General features: G+C 58.9%; 13 protein-coding genes, 2 tRNA genes and 1 pseudogene. 3 read left to right on the top strand and 13 right to left on the bottom strand.

Annotated elements, in window-relative coordinates:
- Positions 1–2,113 (bottom strand): annotated as a pseudogene (locus tag BSZ35_RS19330) (hypothetical protein); the annotation flags it as partial.
- 1,764 nt (positions 2,114–3,877) lie between these two features.
- On the opposite strand from BSZ35_RS19330, the gene BSZ35_RS17610 reads away from it, so the two are divergent.
- Entirely contained in the window at positions 3,878–4,720 is an 843-nt protein-coding gene (locus BSZ35_RS17610) for a TIGR02757 family protein (RefSeq protein ID WP_105013663.1), read from the top strand.
- Here BSZ35_RS17610 and BSZ35_RS17605 read toward each other — a convergent pair.
- The 4 genes from BSZ35_RS17605 to hrcA all read right to left on the bottom strand — a co-directional run bounded on the left by BSZ35_RS17605 (position 4,645) and on the right by hrcA (position 8,387).
- Entirely contained in the window at positions 4,645–5,190 is a 546-nt protein-coding gene (locus BSZ35_RS17605; protein ID WP_105013662.1) for a flavin reductase family protein, read from the bottom strand. The genes BSZ35_RS17610 and BSZ35_RS17605 overlap by 76 nt on opposite strands.
- A gap of 130 nt (positions 5,191–5,320) precedes the next feature.
- Complete coding sequence (gene dnaJ / locus BSZ35_RS17600; RefSeq protein WP_105013661.1) at positions 5,321–6,469, bottom strand: molecular chaperone DnaJ; 1,149 nt, start codon at positions 6,467–6,469, stop codon at positions 5,321–5,323.
- 57 nt (positions 6,470–6,526) lie between these two features.
- Positions 6,527–7,174 carry a nucleotide exchange factor GrpE gene (locus BSZ35_RS17595; protein ID WP_258096771.1) on the bottom strand — a complete coding sequence of 216 codons (648 nt, stop codon included), beginning with the start codon at positions 7,172–7,174 and terminating at the stop codon, positions 6,527–6,529.
- Between the two features lie 94 nt (positions 7,175–7,268).
- Positions 7,269–8,387 (bottom strand): heat-inducible transcriptional repressor HrcA, encoded by a 1,119-nt coding sequence (hrcA, locus tag BSZ35_RS17590; protein ID WP_258096770.1) that lies wholly within the window; start codon positions 8,385–8,387, stop codon positions 7,269–7,271.
- Positions 8,388–8,769: 382 nt separating this feature from the next.
- Here hrcA and sppA point away from each other — a divergent pair, with 382 nt between their 5' ends.
- Positions 8,770–10,575, top strand: a complete 1,806-nt coding sequence (gene sppA, locus BSZ35_RS17585; protein WP_105013658.1) for a signal peptide peptidase SppA — start codon at positions 8,770–8,772, stop codon at positions 10,573–10,575.
- Between the two features lie 319 nt (positions 10,576–10,894).
- On the opposite strand, the gene gpmI is transcribed toward sppA, so the two are convergent.
- The 3 genes from gpmI to nth are packed head-to-tail and all read right to left on the bottom strand — an operon-like array spanning position 10,895 to position 13,516.
- On the bottom strand, positions 10,895–12,466 hold the full coding sequence (gene gpmI / locus BSZ35_RS17580; RefSeq protein ID WP_105013657.1) for a 2,3-bisphosphoglycerate-independent phosphoglycerate mutase: 1,572 nt from the start codon (positions 12,464–12,466) through the stop codon (positions 10,895–10,897).
- A gap of 53 nt (positions 12,467–12,519) precedes the next feature.
- On the bottom strand, positions 12,520–12,675 hold the full coding sequence (locus tag BSZ35_RS19620) for a hypothetical protein (RefSeq protein ID WP_181149394.1): 156 nt from the start codon (positions 12,673–12,675) through the stop codon (positions 12,520–12,522).
- Complete coding sequence (nth, locus tag BSZ35_RS17575) at positions 12,668–13,516, bottom strand: endonuclease III (protein WP_258096769.1); 849 nt, start codon at positions 13,514–13,516, stop codon at positions 12,668–12,670. Before nth ends, BSZ35_RS19620 begins: the two co-directional genes overlap by 8 nt.
- A 102-nt stretch (positions 13,517–13,618) precedes the next feature.
- Between nth and BSZ35_RS17570 the strand changes: the two genes are divergently transcribed.
- The gene (locus tag BSZ35_RS17570) at positions 13,619–14,860 is read left to right on the top strand and encodes a DUF4105 domain-containing protein (RefSeq protein ID WP_105013655.1); all 1,242 of its coding nucleotides are present in this window, start codon (positions 13,619–13,621) and stop codon (positions 14,858–14,860) included.
- Positions 14,861–14,937: 77 nt separating this feature from the next.
- Here BSZ35_RS17570 and BSZ35_RS17565 read toward each other — a convergent pair whose 3' ends face one another.
- From BSZ35_RS17565 to BSZ35_RS17545, 5 genes are all read right to left on the bottom strand, one after another.
- Positions 14,938–17,355 (bottom strand): TonB family protein, encoded by a 2,418-nt coding sequence (locus BSZ35_RS17565; RefSeq protein WP_105013654.1) that lies wholly within the window; start codon positions 17,353–17,355, stop codon positions 14,938–14,940.
- Between the two features lie 677 nt (positions 17,356–18,032).
- A tRNA-Glu gene (locus BSZ35_RS17560) sits at positions 18,033–18,107 on the bottom strand.
- Positions 18,108–18,128: 21 nt separating this feature from the next.
- Positions 18,129–18,202, bottom strand: a tRNA-His gene (locus tag BSZ35_RS17555).
- A gap of 119 nt (positions 18,203–18,321) precedes the next feature.
- Complete coding sequence (gene ribE / locus BSZ35_RS17550; RefSeq protein WP_105013920.1) at positions 18,322–18,786, bottom strand: 6,7-dimethyl-8-ribityllumazine synthase; 465 nt, start codon at positions 18,784–18,786, stop codon at positions 18,322–18,324.
- A 41-nt stretch (positions 18,787–18,827) separates the two neighbouring features.
- A complete protein-coding gene (locus BSZ35_RS17545; RefSeq protein WP_105013653.1) occupies positions 18,828–19,670 on the bottom strand; it encodes a PHP domain-containing protein in 843 nt (280 codons plus the stop codon).
- Positions 19,671–19,686: the final 16 nt, after the last annotated feature.

The raw sequence follows: 19,686 nt of genomic DNA, 5'->3' as shown, positions 1-19,686 counted from the left end.
TCTCCCCAAAAAATGAGTTCGTGTTCGACGCCGCCGGCAAACGACCACTGCTCGGAAACGTCAACTGCGTCGCCCCCGACCCCACGTTAAATCGCTCAACGTAAAACGCCTGCCACGACGAAATCCCTGTCTTAGCCGATGGGTTCATATTAATGGTCTGGTATCCGTCCTCCACATCCCAAATCTGGACGAGAGCCTGGAAGTCCGAAAAATTCGGCACACTATTTAAAACATTCAGATTGTAGGGGACAGCGTAGGGGTTTGCGAGAAAGTGGAACTGAGCATCCTGCGCAAGCTCCCCATCCCCCGTCGGGCTCCCGTCTCCCACCGTCACGTCCTGATCCCCAATGATGGATCCCTGGGTCGTCTCAAACGTGATGCTCGGGTCAATCGTCGACTCCCGCTTGTCGAAAAGGTACACCGTAAATCCGCGCCCCGCCGGAAGCGGACTGTCCTTGTCAAGACGCTTCCAGGAATCGTTCACGTCTCGCCACACTCCCCACTTCGAAAGATTCTCCAGGCCCGTCCCTGTCCCTCGCTCCACGTCGGCAACGGTAATAGCCCCGCTCGATCCCGTAACCGGCACTCCCATGTCTCTCCAGCCCGCATCCGAGCCATTGGTTCCTGGCGTTCCCGTCACGACCAGGTCCAACGAGCTCCCCTCCAGAGCTCCGATATCCATCTGCCCATCTCTCACGCGTGAGCTACCGGCCCGGTCAAGCGGTAGCACCTCAGACGTATTTCCGTCTTCATCCACATCTGCGACATCTTGGGGGCGAGCCGACCCATCGGCCGCATTCACTGCCGGAGATGTGGGCTGGATTTGAACATTGCCATCCGTGGTCGGCCCATTGCTCGCAAGAGTTGGTGGATCGATATACTGTGGGTTATCCCCGATCGCCCCACTCAGTCCTCCTTCGACGATACTGTTCGAAAGGTTGCCGACAAGATTCGTCACGTCGTTGACCACCGATCCGCCGCAACCGGTTCCTTCGTTTCCCCAGAGAATCGAATTTCGAATGTCGAATCCCTGCACCTGCGCAAGAATGGCTCCCCCACTGCTCGTAGCACAGTTGGCGCTGAATGTAGAGGTCCCAATCGTCGTTTCCGTGCGCCCGAAGCCTAGTACCGAAGGTGCGGTATCCCAGTACCCTCCACCACTTTCGGCTCGATTCCCAATAAAGAGCACATTCGTTAAGACCGCACTCTGAGCATCACGCGTATATACCCCTCCCCCGTTATTGAAGGCCTCGTTTCCTTCGAGTGTCGCGTTCGTAAGACGAACATTCGCGTCAGTGTTGTAGAGCCCTCCTCCGTTCCGCTCGGCTACATTCGATCGAAATACTGTATATGTCATTCGAACGCCGCTGCCGTTAAGATACAGCCCCCCTCCATCCTGAACTGCTCTATTTGATACAAGCTCAACGTAGCGCATCGTGGGGCCTCCACCGTTTACACTCGCAACCCCTCCGCCGTTACGCAGTGCCTCATTCCCAGAAAGTCGGACATTTCGAAGTGTCGGTGCGCCCTGATCCGCATAAATCCCTCCCCCATCCTGAGCGCTTCCACTTCCGTTCGCTAGCCCCCCGGTGATCGTTACCCCCGAAACGACGGAACGTGAGGATACCCCACTAGCCGTGAGGACGTGTCGGGCGTTCGGTCCACTAATCTGAGAAGGGGATGTAACTACCTCGTCGTCATTGGAGTTGTCATTTTGGGAGAGGTCTCCACTCAAAACGACGAGATTCTCGTCAGGAGCGCGTTGCGATCGCTGCACTTCGTTACCAGCAAATCCGCCATATATACTCACCCGGTTAGCCAGAACGAAGGAAGAGGATGGATCGTCGTTTGAGGTGCCCTGTCCTTCGTCTGGATAGTAGACCCCTTCGGCCACCCATATTTCGGTATTAGGGGATGCCTCTTTGAGCGCCGTCTGCAATGTCTCGAACGCGTCCCCCCAAGATGATCCGTTGTTGCTGTCGCTGCCACTGCTGGCATCTACATAAAGAACCGTAGGTGAGGGGGGAGTAACCGCTCCTTCGTACGCCCCCATATCCACCTCTCCCTCTTGCGATCTCGAATCCCCTTCAACGTCCTGGCTGAGGCTAATCAAGGATCCATCGGCTGTATTTATAGCAGGAGAACCGGACAAAAGATGGAGATCACCGCTCAAAGTAGGTGCAGATGAGGCATTCACTGGACCGTCAAAAAACGGGTTACTATCAATATTCCCTCCCCCATCCTGTAAGGAGCTCTTTCCCCAGGCCCCGCTTCCACCTGCCCCTTGTAAATTGGAGTAGCTAACAACGACATTACGGAATATAATCCCAAAAATACCACGCTGAACCCGTATCTGTCCCCCGGCAGACGCTGCTTGATTGGCCCAAATGATAGAGTTCTCGATTTGGTCGGACACGCCGTCTGAACTAAAATAGACTCCCCCTCCATTTCCGTCGGCACTATTCCCACTGATCGTAGCGTTAGTCATCTGAAGAACTGTGGACCCATTAAGGTAGAGCCCTCCCCCATCCGAAGACGCGGAATTCCCTCGCACCACCACATTTTCAACCACAGTCGTACCTCCTCCGGTCGTGTAGACACCCCCCCCGTCCTCAGCTTGATTTCCAGAAACAATGAGATTCCTGAGAGTCAAGTCAACATTTGCTGCAATCCCGCCCCCAACATTCGCATCCCCATTCTGGACCTTAAAGCCATCAATGATGGTCTCATTGGTCGTTGCAGTCAAGACCCGATTATTTCCGCCTGCATCAAGGATAGTAGGATAATTTCCGACATCGCGAGAGGTAAACCCTGAGTTGTACCCCCCACGAAGGCCTCCCGCCCCTGCAGGATCAAACGAACTCCCCGAGGTAGTATAGGTCCCCTCCGCGACACATACCGTCTGTCCATTTCCTGCGTTCGTCAGTCCCGTCTGAAGGTCATCATAAGGACTGCCTTGAGAACCATTCCCTCCTCCACTGGCATTTACGTCGACGTATATATCGCAGCTCTGGGCGTGCACGGTGGACGTCCCTGAAAAAGCCATAAGGCTAACCAGAAGCCCTACCGCTGTCAGGAATCGAAGCAGCTGAGGCTGAATTCGCATGGCGTAGTTTCTACGAGATATGAAGGGGAATTGGGATATCTCTAAACTCATCATCGAACGTGTTCTTCTTCGCTCCGTGAACACCGGAGGCAATCTATAGGAGATATGCAGTGCAGTGCTGGGACAAGGATGGTACCACCTTACGTACTTCTCCGTATTTCACACTCTCAAAGTACGTAGAGATGCGTATCGGACTCATAGAGTGGAGTTTCCGACACTCTCTCAAGATCTGTAAAAGATACCGCATTTCATTTCTACCTCCCCTAAGGGAAGATTTGAACCATAAGACTGGCCGCATAGCTCTAACCAGACTCTTCACGGTCTTCTTCTTCATTATTTCTCCCCTGAAGGTGGGGTACCTGTTAGGCATACACGGGAGCACAACTAATTCTTGTGAGAGGATATCAAAGTCGTCTCTCAAGAAATACAGGGGTTATAAATTGGGTACAGAACACAAGTCAACCACTGCCCGAAGAGATATAGTAAGACTGCGCAAAACTACGCAGAATGGCCTCTGCCTCTGCTCAGTGTCTCTTCTAATCGACTCAACTTGACTCCTCTTCTGAACCCTCAAACACTGTGTCTCGTGGTCCCCATCAGTCTACCCAACAGTATGACACTGCGTAGGTAGTCTACCCTAACTCATTTACACAGAAAGAAAAGCTTCCTGACTCTTTCCTCTCTTGGGATGATCTTCAGATGTCCGGGTTGAAACTCCCAGTCAGTCCCCTCTGCTTTCTAATTCTTCTGATTTACCGCTTCTAGTCCGTTGTGGCATCCCTACACGACCTGAATGAATACCTTGATCGCCTCGTCGACCGCCACGAGACGCCGGCCTTCATCGAGGACGATCCGATCTCGATTCCCCACGCGTTCGACGACCCGCGCGACCAAGAGGTGATTGGGCTCTACGCGGCGCTCCTGGCGTGGGGGCGGCGCGACGTGATGCTGCGCAAGCTGACGGAGTTATGCGAGCGGATGGACCATGCCCCGCACCGCTTCGTGCGCACGTTTGTCCCGGCCCGCGACGCCGGTGCACTCGACGACTTCGTGCATCGAACCTTTCAGCCCATCGACGCGATCTGGCTGACGAAGAATTTGAGCACAGCATTGGAGCAGTACGGCTCGGTCGAGTCGCTCTTTGACGCTCACAAGCCTGAGGATCCGAACGGCTCCCCCGTCCGCTCCATGCTGCAGGGGGTGAGTACAACACTGCTCACGATTGACGACGAGACGCCCCAGCGCCTTCGAAAGCACCTGGCACGCCCCGAGACGGGCAGCGCCTGCAAGCGACTCAACATGTACCTCCGCTGGATGGTGCGGCCCGGACCGGTGGACTTCGGACACTGGACCTGCTTACAACCGGCCGATCTGATGCTGCCGGTGGACGTACACGTGGGGCGTCAGGCGCGCGCCTTGGGGCTGCTCTCTCGCAAGACGAACGACTGGAAAGCCGTCCGGCGCCTCACCGCCATCTGCCGCGAATTTTCTCCGAACGACCCGGCCCGATACGACTTTGCGTTTTTCGGCGTGGGGGCTCAGGACGAGTCGCTCGACACGCGATTTACTGGCGACAACTCGGTGGACGGCAGTTCACTACCGACCCCCCGGTAGCCGCTGTGGTAGTAGAGGACCGCGCCCCGATCGGGCCGATCATCCACATCCACGACGAGGCCGACGTACAGGACGTGATCGCCGGCCGGCATGGAATCGTGGCGTGTGCAGTGCATTCGGGCCGTCACGCCTTCGAGGATAGGCGTGCCGTACTCATCGTGCGAGTGAGGAACCCCTTCAAATTGCTCACGGGCAGTGAGGCCGGGCACCGCAAAGCGCTTGGCCAGGTGCACCTGCTCTTCCGACAGAACGTGGACGGCAAACCGAGAGCAGGTCTCCATCACATCGTACATCCGCGACTGCGTTCCCACGTTGAAGCTCACGAGGGGCGGATCGAGAGCCACACTCGTGAATGAGCCGATGGTGATGCCTCGCGCGTCGTCCTCCCCTTTCGCCGTGATGACCACGACGGGAGAGGGCACCCGGCGCATGACGGTCCGAAAGACACTTCCCTCAACGGGATCAGGCATGAAACTCCGCAAACTTGATGGGACGGGACGCACAGCAAACAACGACACGGGAGCCGTCCGTCAGTAGCGACGGCCCCTCGTGTACGCCGTACGTGCGACCTACCGCCCCGTTCAGGACCAATCAATGACGTTACGAGAACACGTCGGACACGCGACGGAAGAAGGACTTCTCGTGGGGGCGTTCCTCCGGCTGTGGCTGGAAATTGTCGTGGTGCTGCAACTGCTCCATCATCTCCTGCTCGCTATCGGAGAGCTCCTGCGGCGTCCACACGTGAATCCGAATCATCTGATCGCCCTTCCCACTCCCTTCCAGGTCCGGAATGCCACGGTTGCGCATCCGAAGGATTTTGCCGGCCTGCGTGCCCGGCTCCACCTCCAGTCGGGCTCGTCCCTTTAGGGTGGGAACCTCGACCTCGGTTCCCATGGCGGCTTCGGGGAAGGAAAGATACACGTCGTGATAGATGTCGAGGCCGTCGCGCACGAAGTGTTCGTGCGGCTCCTCCTCAATCTCGATTCGCAGGTCGCCCGGCACCCCACCCCGAATGCCCGCATTCCCGGCGTCGGAGATCGTGAGGTAGTTGCCTTCCATGACGCCCGCGGGGACCGTCACAGAGATCGTCTCTTCTCCTTCGATCCGACCCTCGCCGCCGCAGTCATCACAGGGATTCTCGATGATGCGTCCCTCTCCGTTGCACTGCGGACACGCCTGCACATTGACAAACTGACCGAAGACCGATCGCGACACTTGGCGCACCTCGCCCGTGCCGTCGCACTTCGAGCACATCACGTAGTTTTCGCCTTCCATGCCGCCTTCGGCGCCCGTCCCCTCGCAGGTGTCACACGACAGGAACTTCCGGACCTTGATGTTTTTCTCGGTGCCCTCCGCAATCTCCTCAAGCGTAAGCGGAAGGGTCACCCGCAGGTCACTCCCCGGTCGTCCCCGCTGGCGACGCGACCGACGACCGCCCCCGCCCCCAAAAATGTCGTCGAAGGCACTGAAAATGTCTTCGATGTCGTGGAAGCCGCGTCCAGCCCCGCGGCCGCCCGCGCCATCCTGCCCAAGCCCGGCCTCGCCGTAGCGGTCGTACCGCTGGCGTGTCTCGGGGTCCGAGAGGACGTCGTACGCCTCCGAGGCCTCCTTGAACTTCTGCTCCGCTTCCGGATCGTCCGGATTACGATCCGGGTGGTACTCCATCGCCTTTTTTCGATACGCCTTCTTGATCTCGTCCTGCGAGGCGTCCGAATCGACTCCCAGAACGTCGTAATAGTCACTCGGCATGTTGTCAAACTTCTACAATTCAGAAAAGAAGCGTGTCGCCCCCCGTGTAGATGAATGCTACGCGTCGTCTCCAGCCTCGTCCTCCGCCGGCTCCGTCGCCACCACGACGCGGCTGTGTCGGATGACGCGATCGTCCATCCGATACCCCTTGCGGATCTCTTGAAGCACCGTCCCGGGCGCTTCCTCGTCGGACGGCTGTCGCATCATGGCTTCGTGGAGCTCCTCGTCAAAGGGCTTACCCTCCGCTTCAATGGGCTCCACGCCCAGGTTTTCCAGGGTATCGCGAAATTTACGAAAGACCATTTCGACCCCGCCCTTCAGCGAATCGTAGGCCGCTTCCGGGTCCTGGTTTTCCTGAAGCTCCTCGGCCGCATCGATCGAACGCTCAAAATCATCAAGTACCTCCAGAACCGGCTCAATCACCTCGAGCATGCCCGCCTGGTGCCGCCGCTTCTTCTCCCGGTCCATTCGGCGCCGGTAGTTTTCAAACTCGGCGGCCTTGCGGAGCACCCGATCATTGAGTTCATCCCGCTCCTCCTCTAGGCTCTCCACCTTTTGGGTAAGCTCTCGGATTTTCTGCTCGGATTCGGAGAGGTCGTCATTGGCATCGGGCTCCTCCAGCTCCTCCGATGCGTCTGAGGACTGCACGTCGTCGGCGGAGGGGTCGTTCGAGGTCTGTCGACCGTTGGTCTGGTCTGTACTCACAATCAGGGTTGGGGCTCTGCGACAGTAGAAGAAACAAACGAAAGGGATCGCGGACACCAGAGACGACCGCGGGGACTCGACACCCGAGGACGCCCTACGATGCATTCGAAGGCGCGTCGGGGTCCTCTTTCCCCGAGCGGTTGATGACGTGAGCGGCATTTTCGACGAGGGCCACAGCCCGCGGATAATCCATGCGCGTAGGCCCAATCACCCCGAGGGTGCCCACCGTGCCGCCGATTCGGTACGGAGAGGTCACGATCGAGTAGGCATCCATTTCCTCTTCGTCGGACTTTCCTCCGATGCGGATGGTGACCTGTCCCATAGCGTTCGGGTCGGACTCGAAAAGATCTTCCAGCACCTGTACGACACGATCCTCATCCTCAATGATTTGAATCAGCCGCCGTACGTCGTCCGGCTCCTGGAATTCAGGCTGTGTGAGAATGTTCTCCGTTCCCTTGAACTCAAGACGCCCTTCCTCCGGTTCACTGAACAGAACGGCCGACTCCTCAACGATCAGCTCAATGAGTCCGGTCTGGTCTCGAAGGTCTTTGATGCGCTCCTCGTGCGTCTCCCGGATTTCTTGAAGCGTGAGGCCGGCAAGGCGCTCATTGAGTAGCGACACGACGCGATCAATCTCGGTGCGCCCGAAGTCGGACTCAAATTCCAGGACGATGGTCTTTACGATGCCGCCCCGCACACTCATAACGAACATGAGGCGGTCTCCGGACAGCGGGACAATGTCGAGCCGATCGAGCACCCCCGTGGACAGGCGCGGGCTCAGTGCAATGCCGAGCAAATTGGATAGCTTGCTCAACAGACGAGTGCTCTCCCGCAGGAGCTCATCGGTATCCTTCACGAGACTTGCGAGACGCATCTTGAGCATCTCCCGCTCGACCTCAGTGAGCTCAGGCGTATCCATAAGCTCGTCAACAAACGTCCGATACCCCAGGCGCGTAGGCACCCGTCCGGCCGAGGTGTACGGATGATCCAGGTAGCCCATGTCCTCCAGATCCGCCATTGTGTTTCGGATGGAGGCCGCGCTGAGGTCAATCGAACTCTCCTTGGCAATCGACCGTGACCCGACCGGGCCCGCCGAATCCACAAACTCTTCCACGACGAGACGCAGGATGTTGCGCTCACGGTCGTTTAAGGACGGCCGACCATCGGTCTGATCCTCAGCGTCCACAGTACTCGTGTTCACGTCGTCGTTCACGGCATTATACAGGGAAGTACGCGCGACAGGCCTCTCTCCTCGATTGCTCCGCTCGGGCACAACCGCCGACGGTCATGTCTACACGCCGCAAAGGACGTGCCGCCACATTGGACCGTCATTCCCGAACGTAAACCAAGTATTCCACTGATGAGGAGAGCACATGGCCTCCGATACTGTACATAAGCCCCAGTTTCAAGTTTCCTTTCGGGCGTGCCCCCGTGCCCAGAACGGGTCGACGCCTGGGATATCGTTCCCCCTGTAACAAAAACAGAACGAACACCTGAAACGGTCCCCCGCCCCACCGATACAGTAGGATGCGCGCGCAAAAAGATGGGGGCACTCCTCGCGCGTTCGATGGCCTCACTGCTCACCTGTTCGCTCTATGCGCTTTCTGTCAACCCTCACGGCCAGCGTCCTCGGCACGCTGATCGCCTTCGGCCTCGTCGTTTTCTTCCTCTTCTTCTTTTTCTTTGCCCTCACTCTTTCTACCGACACGACCCCGACGGTGCAACCCGGCTCGGTCCTTACCGTCCCCATCGACGGCCCGATCCCGGAGCGGGTGTCTGACGATCCGTTCCAGAAGGCCTTTGGCGAGGGCCCCTCGTATGACCTCCGCGATCTGCAGGTGGCCCTTCGCAACGCCCGGTCCGACGATCGCATCGAGGCCGTCTGGCTTCGCATGAAGGGCACCTCGGCCTCCTGGGGGACCCTGGAGGAGGTGCGAGAGGCCGTGGTTCAGCTTCGCGAGAGTGGAACGCCTGTGATCGCCTCCGGGGAGGAGTTTGGCATGGGCGAGAAAGGATACTTCGTCGCCAGCGCCGCTGACAGTGTGTTCGTTGGTCCTCAAACCTTTTTTGAGTACAACGGCTTCGCGACCATTCTTCCCTTCTTCAAGAATGCCTTCGATAAGCTTGGGGTGGAGCCGCAAATCGTGCGCGCCGGGAAATACAAAAGTGCCGGCGAGTCGTTTATGCGCTCGGATCTCTCTGAGCCCAACCGGGAGCAGATGGAGGCTCTCCTCACAACCATAAACGACCGGTTCACGTCTGCCATCGCGGAGACGCGTGGCCTTTCTTCAACTGCCCTCCAGCAGTTGGCCGAGGAAGACGCAGTGCTCGATGCCTCCGTGGCCGTCGAGGAAGGCCTGATTGATGGGCTGCGCTATGAAGACGAGGTTCGCTCTCTCCTCCGTGAGACGGTGGGGACCTCCGAGGCCACCGACCTTACCACACTCTCGGTCTCAACGTACGGTCGGGTCCCGACCGAAAACACAGGAGTCACATACACCGGAACGGGCACCGTGGCCATCGTCTACGGACAGGGCAATATCGTAAGCGGGGATCCGGGCCAGAGCCCCTTCGGGTCAGGCCAGCAGGCCCTGGGCTCTACCCCCCTCATTGAAGCACTGGACGAGGCCCGCACCTCCCCCTCTACGAAGGCGGTGGTGCTCCGCATCAACTCCCCGGGCGGAAGTGCGGCGGCCTCCGAGGCCATGTGGCACGCCGCGAAGCGAACGGCTGAGGAAAAGCCGCTGATCGTATCAATGGGCGGCACAGCGGCCTCCGGTGGCTACTACATGGCAGCCCCAGCGGATACGATTGTCGCCAACACGACGACCACGACCGGCTCCATTGGCGTCTTCGGTCTACTTTGGAACGCAGAGGGACTTCTTGAGAACAAGCTCGGCGTCACGTTCGACGGCGTCAGCACGAGTCCCTACGCCGATCTCTTCGTGCCAAACAAGCCTCTGGCCCCGGAGGAGCGCCGACTCTTTAACCGCACCATCGAGAGCACGTACCAAACGTTCCTCCAGCGAGTGGCCGAGGGGCGCGACATGGACACCTCCGCGGTGCATGACGTGGCCCAGGGCCGCGTATGGTCGGGCCGCGATGCGAAAGAGGTGGGCCTGGTGGACACGACCGGGGGGCTTCAAGACGCGATCGCAATTGCCGGATCGACGGCAGGCATGGGAGAAGGTCCCTACCGCACCCGCATCCTCCCTCGCCCCAAAACGGTCTTTGAGCGCCTCAACGAGCGTCTGGCCACGCAGGCGAGGACCCTCTGGCAGTCGGTGGCCGCTACGCCGCTCGAACGAACGCTATGGCGCCACTCGCGCGTGCTGAAGCGGGTCACGGGCTCGAACGGACGCGTGCAGGCCCGCCTGCCGTACGTGCCGCACGTGAAATAACGCCCCGGTGCCCCCTGTTGAACACTCACGCTGTGTTCAATTGCAGGCGTGAGGAGCGGGGACGTGTTGTCCCCTTTTCGTGGACATGGACGGTGTTGCTGTCCCCCGCTCGCACCGCGACGCGAATCGTCAGTCGATTGCGCGTCTGGTAGAATGGGGCGGCGGATCGTTTCATTCCGTCCCTTGCCCCCTGTTCTAGACCGCGTGACGGCACCGGCCCTGAAGCACAGCCTCCCAATCGCAAAACGGACAAATCAACCAGCGTCCCCGTCTCCTACCGAGAGAAAGGAATGACAGTGAGCAGAGGGGGCACGTCGATTTATTCGGAAGGAGTGTGAGCCTGAGCCGGCACGAGCACATCTCCATCCATATCCTCTGGCGCCTCTTCTCCGAGCATAGCAAGAATCGTCGGGGCCACATCCCCGAGCTTGCCATCCTGAATGGGCCCGTCGAATCCGTCCTTCAGAATGATGTGCGGGACAAGCGCCGTGGTATGTGCTGTGTGCGGGGACCCGTCCGGATTCTTCAGTTTGTCGGCATTGCCGTGATCGGCAATGATGCTTACCGAGTATCCATTGCGCCGAGCCGCCTCTACTACCTGACGAGCAGCCGCATCTACGGCTTCGCATGCCGTCACCGCTGCTTCGAAGTCGCCCGTGTGCCCCACCATGTCGGGATTCGCAAAGTTGAGGACAACGAGGTTGTACGGAGTCTCGTCGAGGGCCTCTTCCGTCCGGTCCGCCACCTCGGGCGCACTCATCTCCGGCTGTAGGTCGTAGGTCGCCACATCCGGACTCTGCACCAGGATGCGATCCTCGTTCTCAAACGGATCCTCTCGCCCCCCACTGAAGAAGTAAGTAACGTGCGCGTACTTCTCCGTCTCGGCCACCCGGAGTTGCGTCCCCCCGCGCCGACTGATGACCTCCCCGAGCGTGTTCTCCAGATTGACGCGATCGAAAGCAATCGGGAGATCAAACGCGTCATCGTACGGCGTCATCATCACGTACTCTAGGGACAGCTGCTCGCGCTCAAAGCCGCGAAACTGAGGATCCGTGAATGCGTGAGTGAGCTGCCGTGCGCGGTCGGCCCGAAAATTGAAGAAGATGACCGCGTCCCCGTCCTCAACCCGCGTCCCGTGCTCACCGAAGGCATTCTCTTTCTCCCCCCGGATGCGGCGTGGCTCCACAAATTCATCCGTCACGTCCGCGTCGTAGCTGGCCTCCAGAGCCGCCACCGGATCGTCGAACACCTCGCCGGCCCCTTCCGTCAGGAGTCGGTACGCCTTCTCGGTGCGCTCCCATCGCTCGTCGCGGTCCATCGCATAGTACCGCCCCACGATGGAGACGAGACGTCCTACGCCCACGTCCGCAGCTGCCTCTTGAAACTGTCGTACGTAGTCCACGCCGCCATGCGGGTCCGTGTCTCGCCCATCGGTGAAGGCGTGCACACACACCTGCTCGGGAGCGAGCCCTTCGCGCCGGGCCAACTCCAACAGACCGTACAGATGCTCCAGATGACTGTGCACTCCACCGTCGGAAAAGCATCCCATCAGGTGGAGCTTCTGGTCGTGTTCTTTTGCCTGTCGGGCCGCCCTCACGAGGGCCTCATTTTCAAAAAACGATCCGTCCTCAATGGCTTTGGAAATACGCAGAATTTCCTGCCAGACCACACGTCCGGCCCCGAGATTGGTGTGCCCAACTTCCGAGTTTCCCATCTGCCCGTCCGGCAGACCCACTGCCCGACCGGAGGCCTGCAGGAGTGCGTGGGGGTACTCGTCGAACAGCGAATCGACGAACGGCGTATTCGCCTGCTCAATGGCGCTGACGGACGGATCGTCGGCAATGCCCCAGCCGTCGAGGATGAGAAGAAGATGTCGTTTCGAGGCGTCCATGCGTAGAGAAATTAGTGTGAATGATAACTCGGGGATAGAGGTCGCCAGTTGCGCTACGATCGGCGAGCCGTAAGCCGGCGCCAAAACCGGCCCACAATCGCGGATGGTTCCGGTGCGTTGTTGCACCACTCCTTCTGGTAAGCTAAGTGATGACCCTCCGGATCCGCAATGTCGCTCCGGTCGATGGTTGCGCGGGCACACTTATCCATTCACCCGATAATCTTTCACTTGCTTCGTAGGGGTCCCATTCCGACTTCGGAGCACCTGCATCGACCCGCAGTGCGGACAGGCCACCTGCTCAATGTCGTGCCGATCCACGTGCGTGTCCGGCTCGTCAAAATAGTGATTGCTGGTAGTGCAGTAAAACGTTCCCTTTGCCTCCTCCAGGCCATTTTGGGACGACGGAAGCTTTTGCAAACGATCGTAGTGCTGGCAAACCTCCGTAAGGGAACAGTCATCACAGCTTGGAGAGCGGGCCGTACACGTGTAGCGACCGTGTAGGATGAGGAGGTGATGGGCATCGGACCAGTCCCTCTTCGGAATGACTCGCTTCAGTTGCTGCTCCACCTTTTTCGGCGTATCGGCGCCCTCTTTCACGAGCCCAATTCGATTCGCCACCCGAAAGACGTGCGTATCCACGGGCAATGCGTCCACGTCGAACGCGACATTGGCCACCACTTGCGCCGTCTTTCGCCCAACCCCCGTGAGGGTTTGCAAATCTGCTACCGAGGATGGCACCTCTCCCTCAAAATTCTCGACGACCTGCCGGGCCATCTTTGCCAGGTACCCGGCCTTGTTGTTTGGAAATGTGATGGACTGAATGTACGGATAGATTTCGTCCGGCGACGCTGTCGCGAGATCGTCAACAGTCGGATAGGCTTCAAAGAGGGCCGGAGTCGCGTCATTCACCCGCTCATCGGTACACTGTGCCGATAAAATGACGGCCACCAAAAGCTGGTAGGGGGTCTCGTATTCCAGTTCGGTCGTCGGGTGCTCAATGTCTTCACGGAGCCGATCGAGCACGAACGCGGCGCGTTGAGTGCGTCCCACAAGTCGATCTGTGATTCTGTGTTTGAATACGACACCCATTCGAACCCGTGTCCCCCCCGACCGTTCGAGGCGTTCTTGCTGTGTTCAACAGATTTTCGCTCCATGTCCGCCCCGTCCGGTCGCGTCCTCTTCGCGGTAGTGTTCGGCTTGCTTATCGGCCTGTCTTCCCTATCGGCAGCGGGCCAATCCCGTCCCTTATCCGAACAGTCGCAGATTTCACTCATCACTATCCTGCCCGGCGACCCCATCTACACCTTTGCCGGTCACAGCGCCCTTCGGGTACGGGATCCCGCACAAAACCTCGACCGCCTGTATAACTATGGAACGTTCAATTTCGGCGACCCGCTGTTCATCCCAAAATTTACCTACGGCTACCTGCGATATCACCTCAGCGTCACGCCGTACGGACCGATGCTTCGATTTTATGAGCAGCAGGGGCGTCCCGTCATCGAACAGCGCCTCAACCTGACCCGGGCCCAGCGATCGGCCGTCTACCAGTACCTCCGAATCAATGCCCGCCCGGACAATCGGTACTACCAGTACGATTTTTTCTTCGACAACTGTTCAACCCGCATCCGAGACGTACTGACAGACACCCTCGGGAGCACCGTCGATTTTTCGAACGTCTCCTCTCCCAATCGCTCCTTCCGTGAACTGCTGGATCCGTACGTTGCCTCCCGTCCCCTCCTCGATCTCGGCTTCGACCTTGCCCTGGGCCTCCCGGCGGACCGAACGGCCACAGCCTGTGAGATCATGTTTCTCCCAGAGCACCTGATGCAGGCGTTCGAAGAGGCTCATGTGTCGGCGAAGGGGCAGCGCCGGCCGCTCGTGACTCGGACCGACACGGTACAGTGGGTGTCGGGCTACGATGGGATGACGCCGACCTGGGACTGGCCCACGTGGCTGAGTACCGGAATTCTATTGCTCACAGGTGGGTGGACAATCTGGCAGGGGGCCACGCAGCAACTCCCACGACGGTGGGGCGACGCTGTCTTGTTTGCTGGGGTCGGTCTCACCGGTCTGACCATTTGCTACCTGTGGTTTATTTCCACCTATACTGTCACCGACAACAACCTTAATCTGCTTTGGGCCTGGCCCACCCATCTCCTCGCTGCTTCGGTTCTTCTCCGTCGCCCCACCAGCCGTGCCCTCCACCTCTACATGGGCGTCACGGCAGGGGCCAGCCTGCTCTTTGCCCTCGGCTGGCCCTTCTGGCCGCAGAACTTCCACGCAGCAGTCCTGCCCCTCACCTTAGCCGTCGGTATTCGAGCCGGATGGTGGGGACTTCTCCGTTCCAGTGTGTCCATCGGCGTGCTCTCAAAGGAGTCGACAGTCGCTTCCTGAGGTCCCCGGCACAAAAAAACCCCGCTGTGAGAGCAATCGTCTCACAGCGGGGCACAGCCCAAAATGTGTAGGGGGCGTCAGTTCTGAATCCGGAACTGAATCCAGACCGTCTTCCGAGCCGGCACGGCCTCTCCGTCATACATGCCCGGCGTAAACTCAGCATCCCTGACAACCTCCAGGGCTTCGTTGTCGAGCGCATCGCCGAGCCCCCGAATCACTTTCGCATTTCGAACGGATCCATCCGGATTCACGATCGCCTGAATGTAGACCCGGCCTTCAAGTCCTCGTTCACGCGCCTGCTGTGGGTAGGAGGCCTCCTGCGTGAGGCTTGCGAGCCCTCCTTTCACCTTGGGCTCCTGATCGACCACCTTGTAGACGCCATTCTCGTCGATGATTTCCTTCCGTTTCTCCTCCTGCTCCTGCATCTCCTGCTGCGCGAGACGCATCTCTTCGAGCTCACGGTTGGCCTGTTCGATTCGACTCTGCACGTAATCGTCGTCGGATCGAATCTCCAGCGCCTTCTTGTAGGTCGCAATGGCCTCCTTAAAGGCACCAGTATCGTAAAGGGAATCGCCCTTCGCCCGATACTGCTCGTACTGGGACGTGCGCTGCTGCTTCACCTTCATCAGGCTGTCCGCCTCGGCCATAGCATCTTGGAGACGCGGATCATCGGGCTTCACCTCCGCCGCTTTCTGAAAAGCGGATTTCGCTTCCGTATACTCCTGAGCTCGGATGTGCTCCTGCCCCTCGTTAAACAGTTGCTGGAACCGCTGCTGCTGTTGCTGCTGCTGGAGTTGCTGCTCCAAGTCCGTGATGGCCTTCTTCAACTGAGCGTCGTTGGGCTTGTACTCCAGCGCCTGCTCGTATTTGTCGAGGGCCGCGCGGAGATTTCCGGCCTGCAACTGCCGGTCCCCCCGCTTGCGGAAAAACTCAGCGAGCTGATTAATGCTTACGTTTCCTCCGCCTTCTCCACCGCCCGCTTGCCGCTTAGCAATGGTTTCCTGACGGGACTGAATGGCCGAAATTTGCTGCTGTGCCTCCTGCCCCTGCGGATTGGCATCCCGAGCCGAATAGAACGCCCCCATTGCCCGTGAGTATCGGTTCGCCGCTTCACTGAGGGCCCCCGCCTGGAGTAGAGAGTCCGCCTCTGCCTTCAAGGTATTGCCGCGCGAAAGATACTGCTGGTATCGCTCCGAGCTGCTCTGCTGCTGAATCTGCTCGAGCTTCTCCAGTCGCTGCTGAACGTACTCGTCGTCCCCTCTAATTTCGAGGGCCTGATTGTAGAGAAACTCAGCGGTCTCGTAGTTCTGGTTCTCAAAGAGGGAATCGGCCCGACGACGATACTCCTCGTAGGATCCGCTCGATGCGCCAGACGTGCCACCGGAGCTCATCATGAACCACATTCCTCCCCCTAAGACGAGAATCAGCGCCGGAATGCCGATCATGAGCGCCGTCTTGTTGGAGGACGATCCGCTCCGAGTCCCCGCTCCGCTCCGAGCCGGACGATCGTCCTCGGCCCGCGTCGACAGCACCTCCACTTCTCCCTCCTCCTCAAGGTCTTCTTCGCCGCTGTCCGGCTCAACCGGAATAATGGAGTACGAAGACTCCTCCTCATCGTAGCGGGTGGAGGACTCCTTCAGGGCATTTACGAGCGCATCAATCGACTGGAGGCGCTGGGACGGATCCACCGCCAGCGCGTCGACGAGCGCCTCGCGCACGCCGGGCGCAGAAAACACGTCCGCATCCTGCACAAGGTCCGTCAGCGGGTCGTCGCCCTCCAGACGATCGGTTGATTCCGGAAGGCCTTCTCCCGTTACCATCTGGCAGATGGTCGCCGCCGCGGCATACACGTCCGTCCACGGCCCCTGTTGGCCTCGCGGCGTGTACTGCTCCACCGGACTCGTACCGGGTTGGACCAGCTCCGACATCTTTCCGGTTTCTCGCGCCAGCTGGAAAAACGCTCCCCGAAACCCTGTCAACAGCACTTCTCCCCCTTCCAGCAGACGAATCGTACGGGGCGAGACGCCCGCGTGGTACAGCCCATTTTCGTGCGCCGTGTGGAGCGCCTCAAGAATGGGCATCATGATGGTGAGCGCCGCCTTCTCCGACAACTGCCCCTTGTCCTGCAGCCCTTTCGCCAGCGACATGCTGGGGGGATGGGGGCGCACGCGGTAGAACGTGCCATTTGCCTCGAATGTATCGTAGGCTTCGGGCAGTGCTTCGTGATCGAGGCCTGCAAGAACCTCCGACTCTTTTTGAAAGTATTCGAGGCCCGAGTCGAAGAGATCAGTCTCCTCATCCCCCCCCTTCATCTCCACGGAGGTTTTTTCGTCCTCGCGGTGAGCGAGATGCACGGGGAAGTACTCCCGGATAATGTATTCTTCCTCCGAGTCTACATTCTGTCCCAGATAGGTAATATCGAAGGGACCCGGTTCTCCAAGCGAGCGCTTGATGGTGTACCGCTGATTCAGAACGGTGAGCGGAGCCAGTTCCATAACGGGCGTTCCTGACGTTAATGATCGAGGGTGTCGGTCCTGTGGAGCTGTCCAATGGCGGGGACAACGTGTTGCGGATTCCGTTCACGGACAACAGGGGTACTGCCCCCACCAAAAGTATGCCTCCCCTCAAGAGAGGCGATAAGAAGCTATCGGTAAAGTACCTGCGTGTAAAAACGGAACGATTAAGAATCTGTTTCTTCAATACTTCACACTTATACTCCGTTTGGGAGGGCTCGTCTCTGCCTCCGATGCCAAGGCTATCGTCGAGAGAGCGGTGAGTTGAGGTATATACGCCTGCTCCCCAAACGGAACATGCGGAGCTCGTGCCAGACGCGCAGCGTATGGGAGGAAAACAGCTTGAATGCAGAGGTGCTTACTGAATGTATCTTCTGCGTCGACTAAGACCCCCTAACAATACACCGTCGCTCTGAGCTTAACTCAGAGCCCATCCACCCGAATGGTGAAGGGCTCACCGATCGTTGGATAGGCCCTTTCAATCTAGAATGCCTAGATCAAGTTTGGACATCTGAGATGTCCAGGAGCGACGAAGGAGAGTTGCCAACTCCTATTTGCCATTTTTGTTAGCGCCTCTAGATTCTGTGGGCCCTGCTTCGTTGTTTCTCCTTTGTCCACAAAAAATGGCCTCAGGAATCAGCTTCCTGAGGCCAAGGCTGTACCGCGTACGGGATTTGAACCCGTGTTACCGGCGTGAAAAGCCGGCGTCCTAGACCAGGCTAGACGAACGCGGCACGATGGTAAGCACGTAAAGGGGTGAGCGGTGGGATTTGAACCCACGGCCTCCAGGACCACAACCTGGCGCTCTAACCAACTGAGCTACGCCCACCATGTCATTTCTGAATCCGTCATTTGAGACGAGAATTCGAGGGGATACGTTTCATGATTACAACGACCTTCACCTCCAGAAGCCGTGAACTTTCCGTGGACCCCTCTCAATCTCCCTTCTCAGAGTTGGTCCATCACGTTCGCCATCTCGATTGCCGTCTTTGCGGCGTCCCCGCCCTTGTTGCCCGCTTTGGTACCGGCCCGCTCAATCGCCTGCTCAATCGTATCGGTGGTGATCACCCCAAAGATGACCGGCACCTCCGTGTCGAGGGAGGCCTGCATCGTCCCGCTGGAGACACCGGAGCACACGTAGTCAAAGTGGTCGGTCGCTCCCCGAATGACGGCTCCCACACAGATGACGGCGTCGTAGTCGCCAGAGCGAGCACACTTCTGTGCGACGACAGGAATTTCCAGCGAACCGGGGACGTGCACCACGGTCACATCGTCGAGATCGGCCCCATGCCGGTCGAGGGTGTCAAGGGCGCCGTCGAGCATTGCTTCTGTAATAAACTCGTTGAAACGACCGACGACCACTGCAAACCGGTGGTCGCCCGCCACGAGATCACCTTCGACGTGCGTGGGCATGGGAGACAGATTCATCCAAAGGGGGGAGAAAAGTGGGATTGTTACGCAAGTACATCCCGCAATCGTTCCCATTCGTTTTTACTCATTCCGACCAGTCCAAACTGTTGGTCGTCGGTTTCATCTCGCCCGTGGAAATCGGACCCCCCGGTCATTTGTACGTCATAGCCGCGTGCAAGTCGTTCGTAGTAGCCCTGGAGAGACGAGTCATGAGACGGATGCCAGACCTCAATCCCGTCCAGGCCGTCCTCCAGCAGTTGTCGGAAACGGGCGCGAGGCGTCCAATGCCCCGGATGCGCAAGCACCCCTATCCCTCCAGCCCCGTGAATCACATTCAGGGCCTCGGCCGCAGGAAAGTCCGGCTTGGGCACGTATCCGGGCCCGTCGTTTCCCAGATACTTCTCAAAGGCCTCTCTCTCCGTGTCGACGTGCCCTTCTTCTACCAGCACCTCGGCCACGTGCGGGCGGCCGACGGCGTTGGTCGTGCTCATCTTTTGCCTCAGCAGCCGCTCGTCCACCTCCATCCCCTGCTCGCGAAGCCGCTCAAGCATTGCCCATGCTCGTTCCTCGCGGGCCGCTTGCATGTCTCGCAAGTGAGTGCGCAGGGCAGCATCCTGCGAGTCAATCCCATACGCCAACAGGTGTACCTCCGCCTCTCCCACGGTGGCACTCAACTCAAGAGCGGGCACGAAACGGATTCCCTTCGCCTCCGCCACCCGACGAGCCTCCGCCAAGCCCTCAACGGTGTCATGATCCGTCACAGCCAGAACCTGTATGCCAAGCGTGGCCGCCCGTGCCACCAGCGCGTCCGGCGAAAGCGTTCCATCTGAACTCGTCGTGTGCGTATGCAAATCCGCGTAGACGGCCATGTCCCTGTGATTCTTCATGCATGTCCTGAATGGG

It is taken from the genome of Salinibacter sp. 10B, assembly GCF_002954405.1.
Taxonomy (GTDB): domain Bacteria; phylum Bacteroidota; class Rhodothermia; order Rhodothermales; family Salinibacteraceae; genus Salinibacter.
This window is presented reverse-complemented; position numbering and strand designations above follow the sequence as displayed.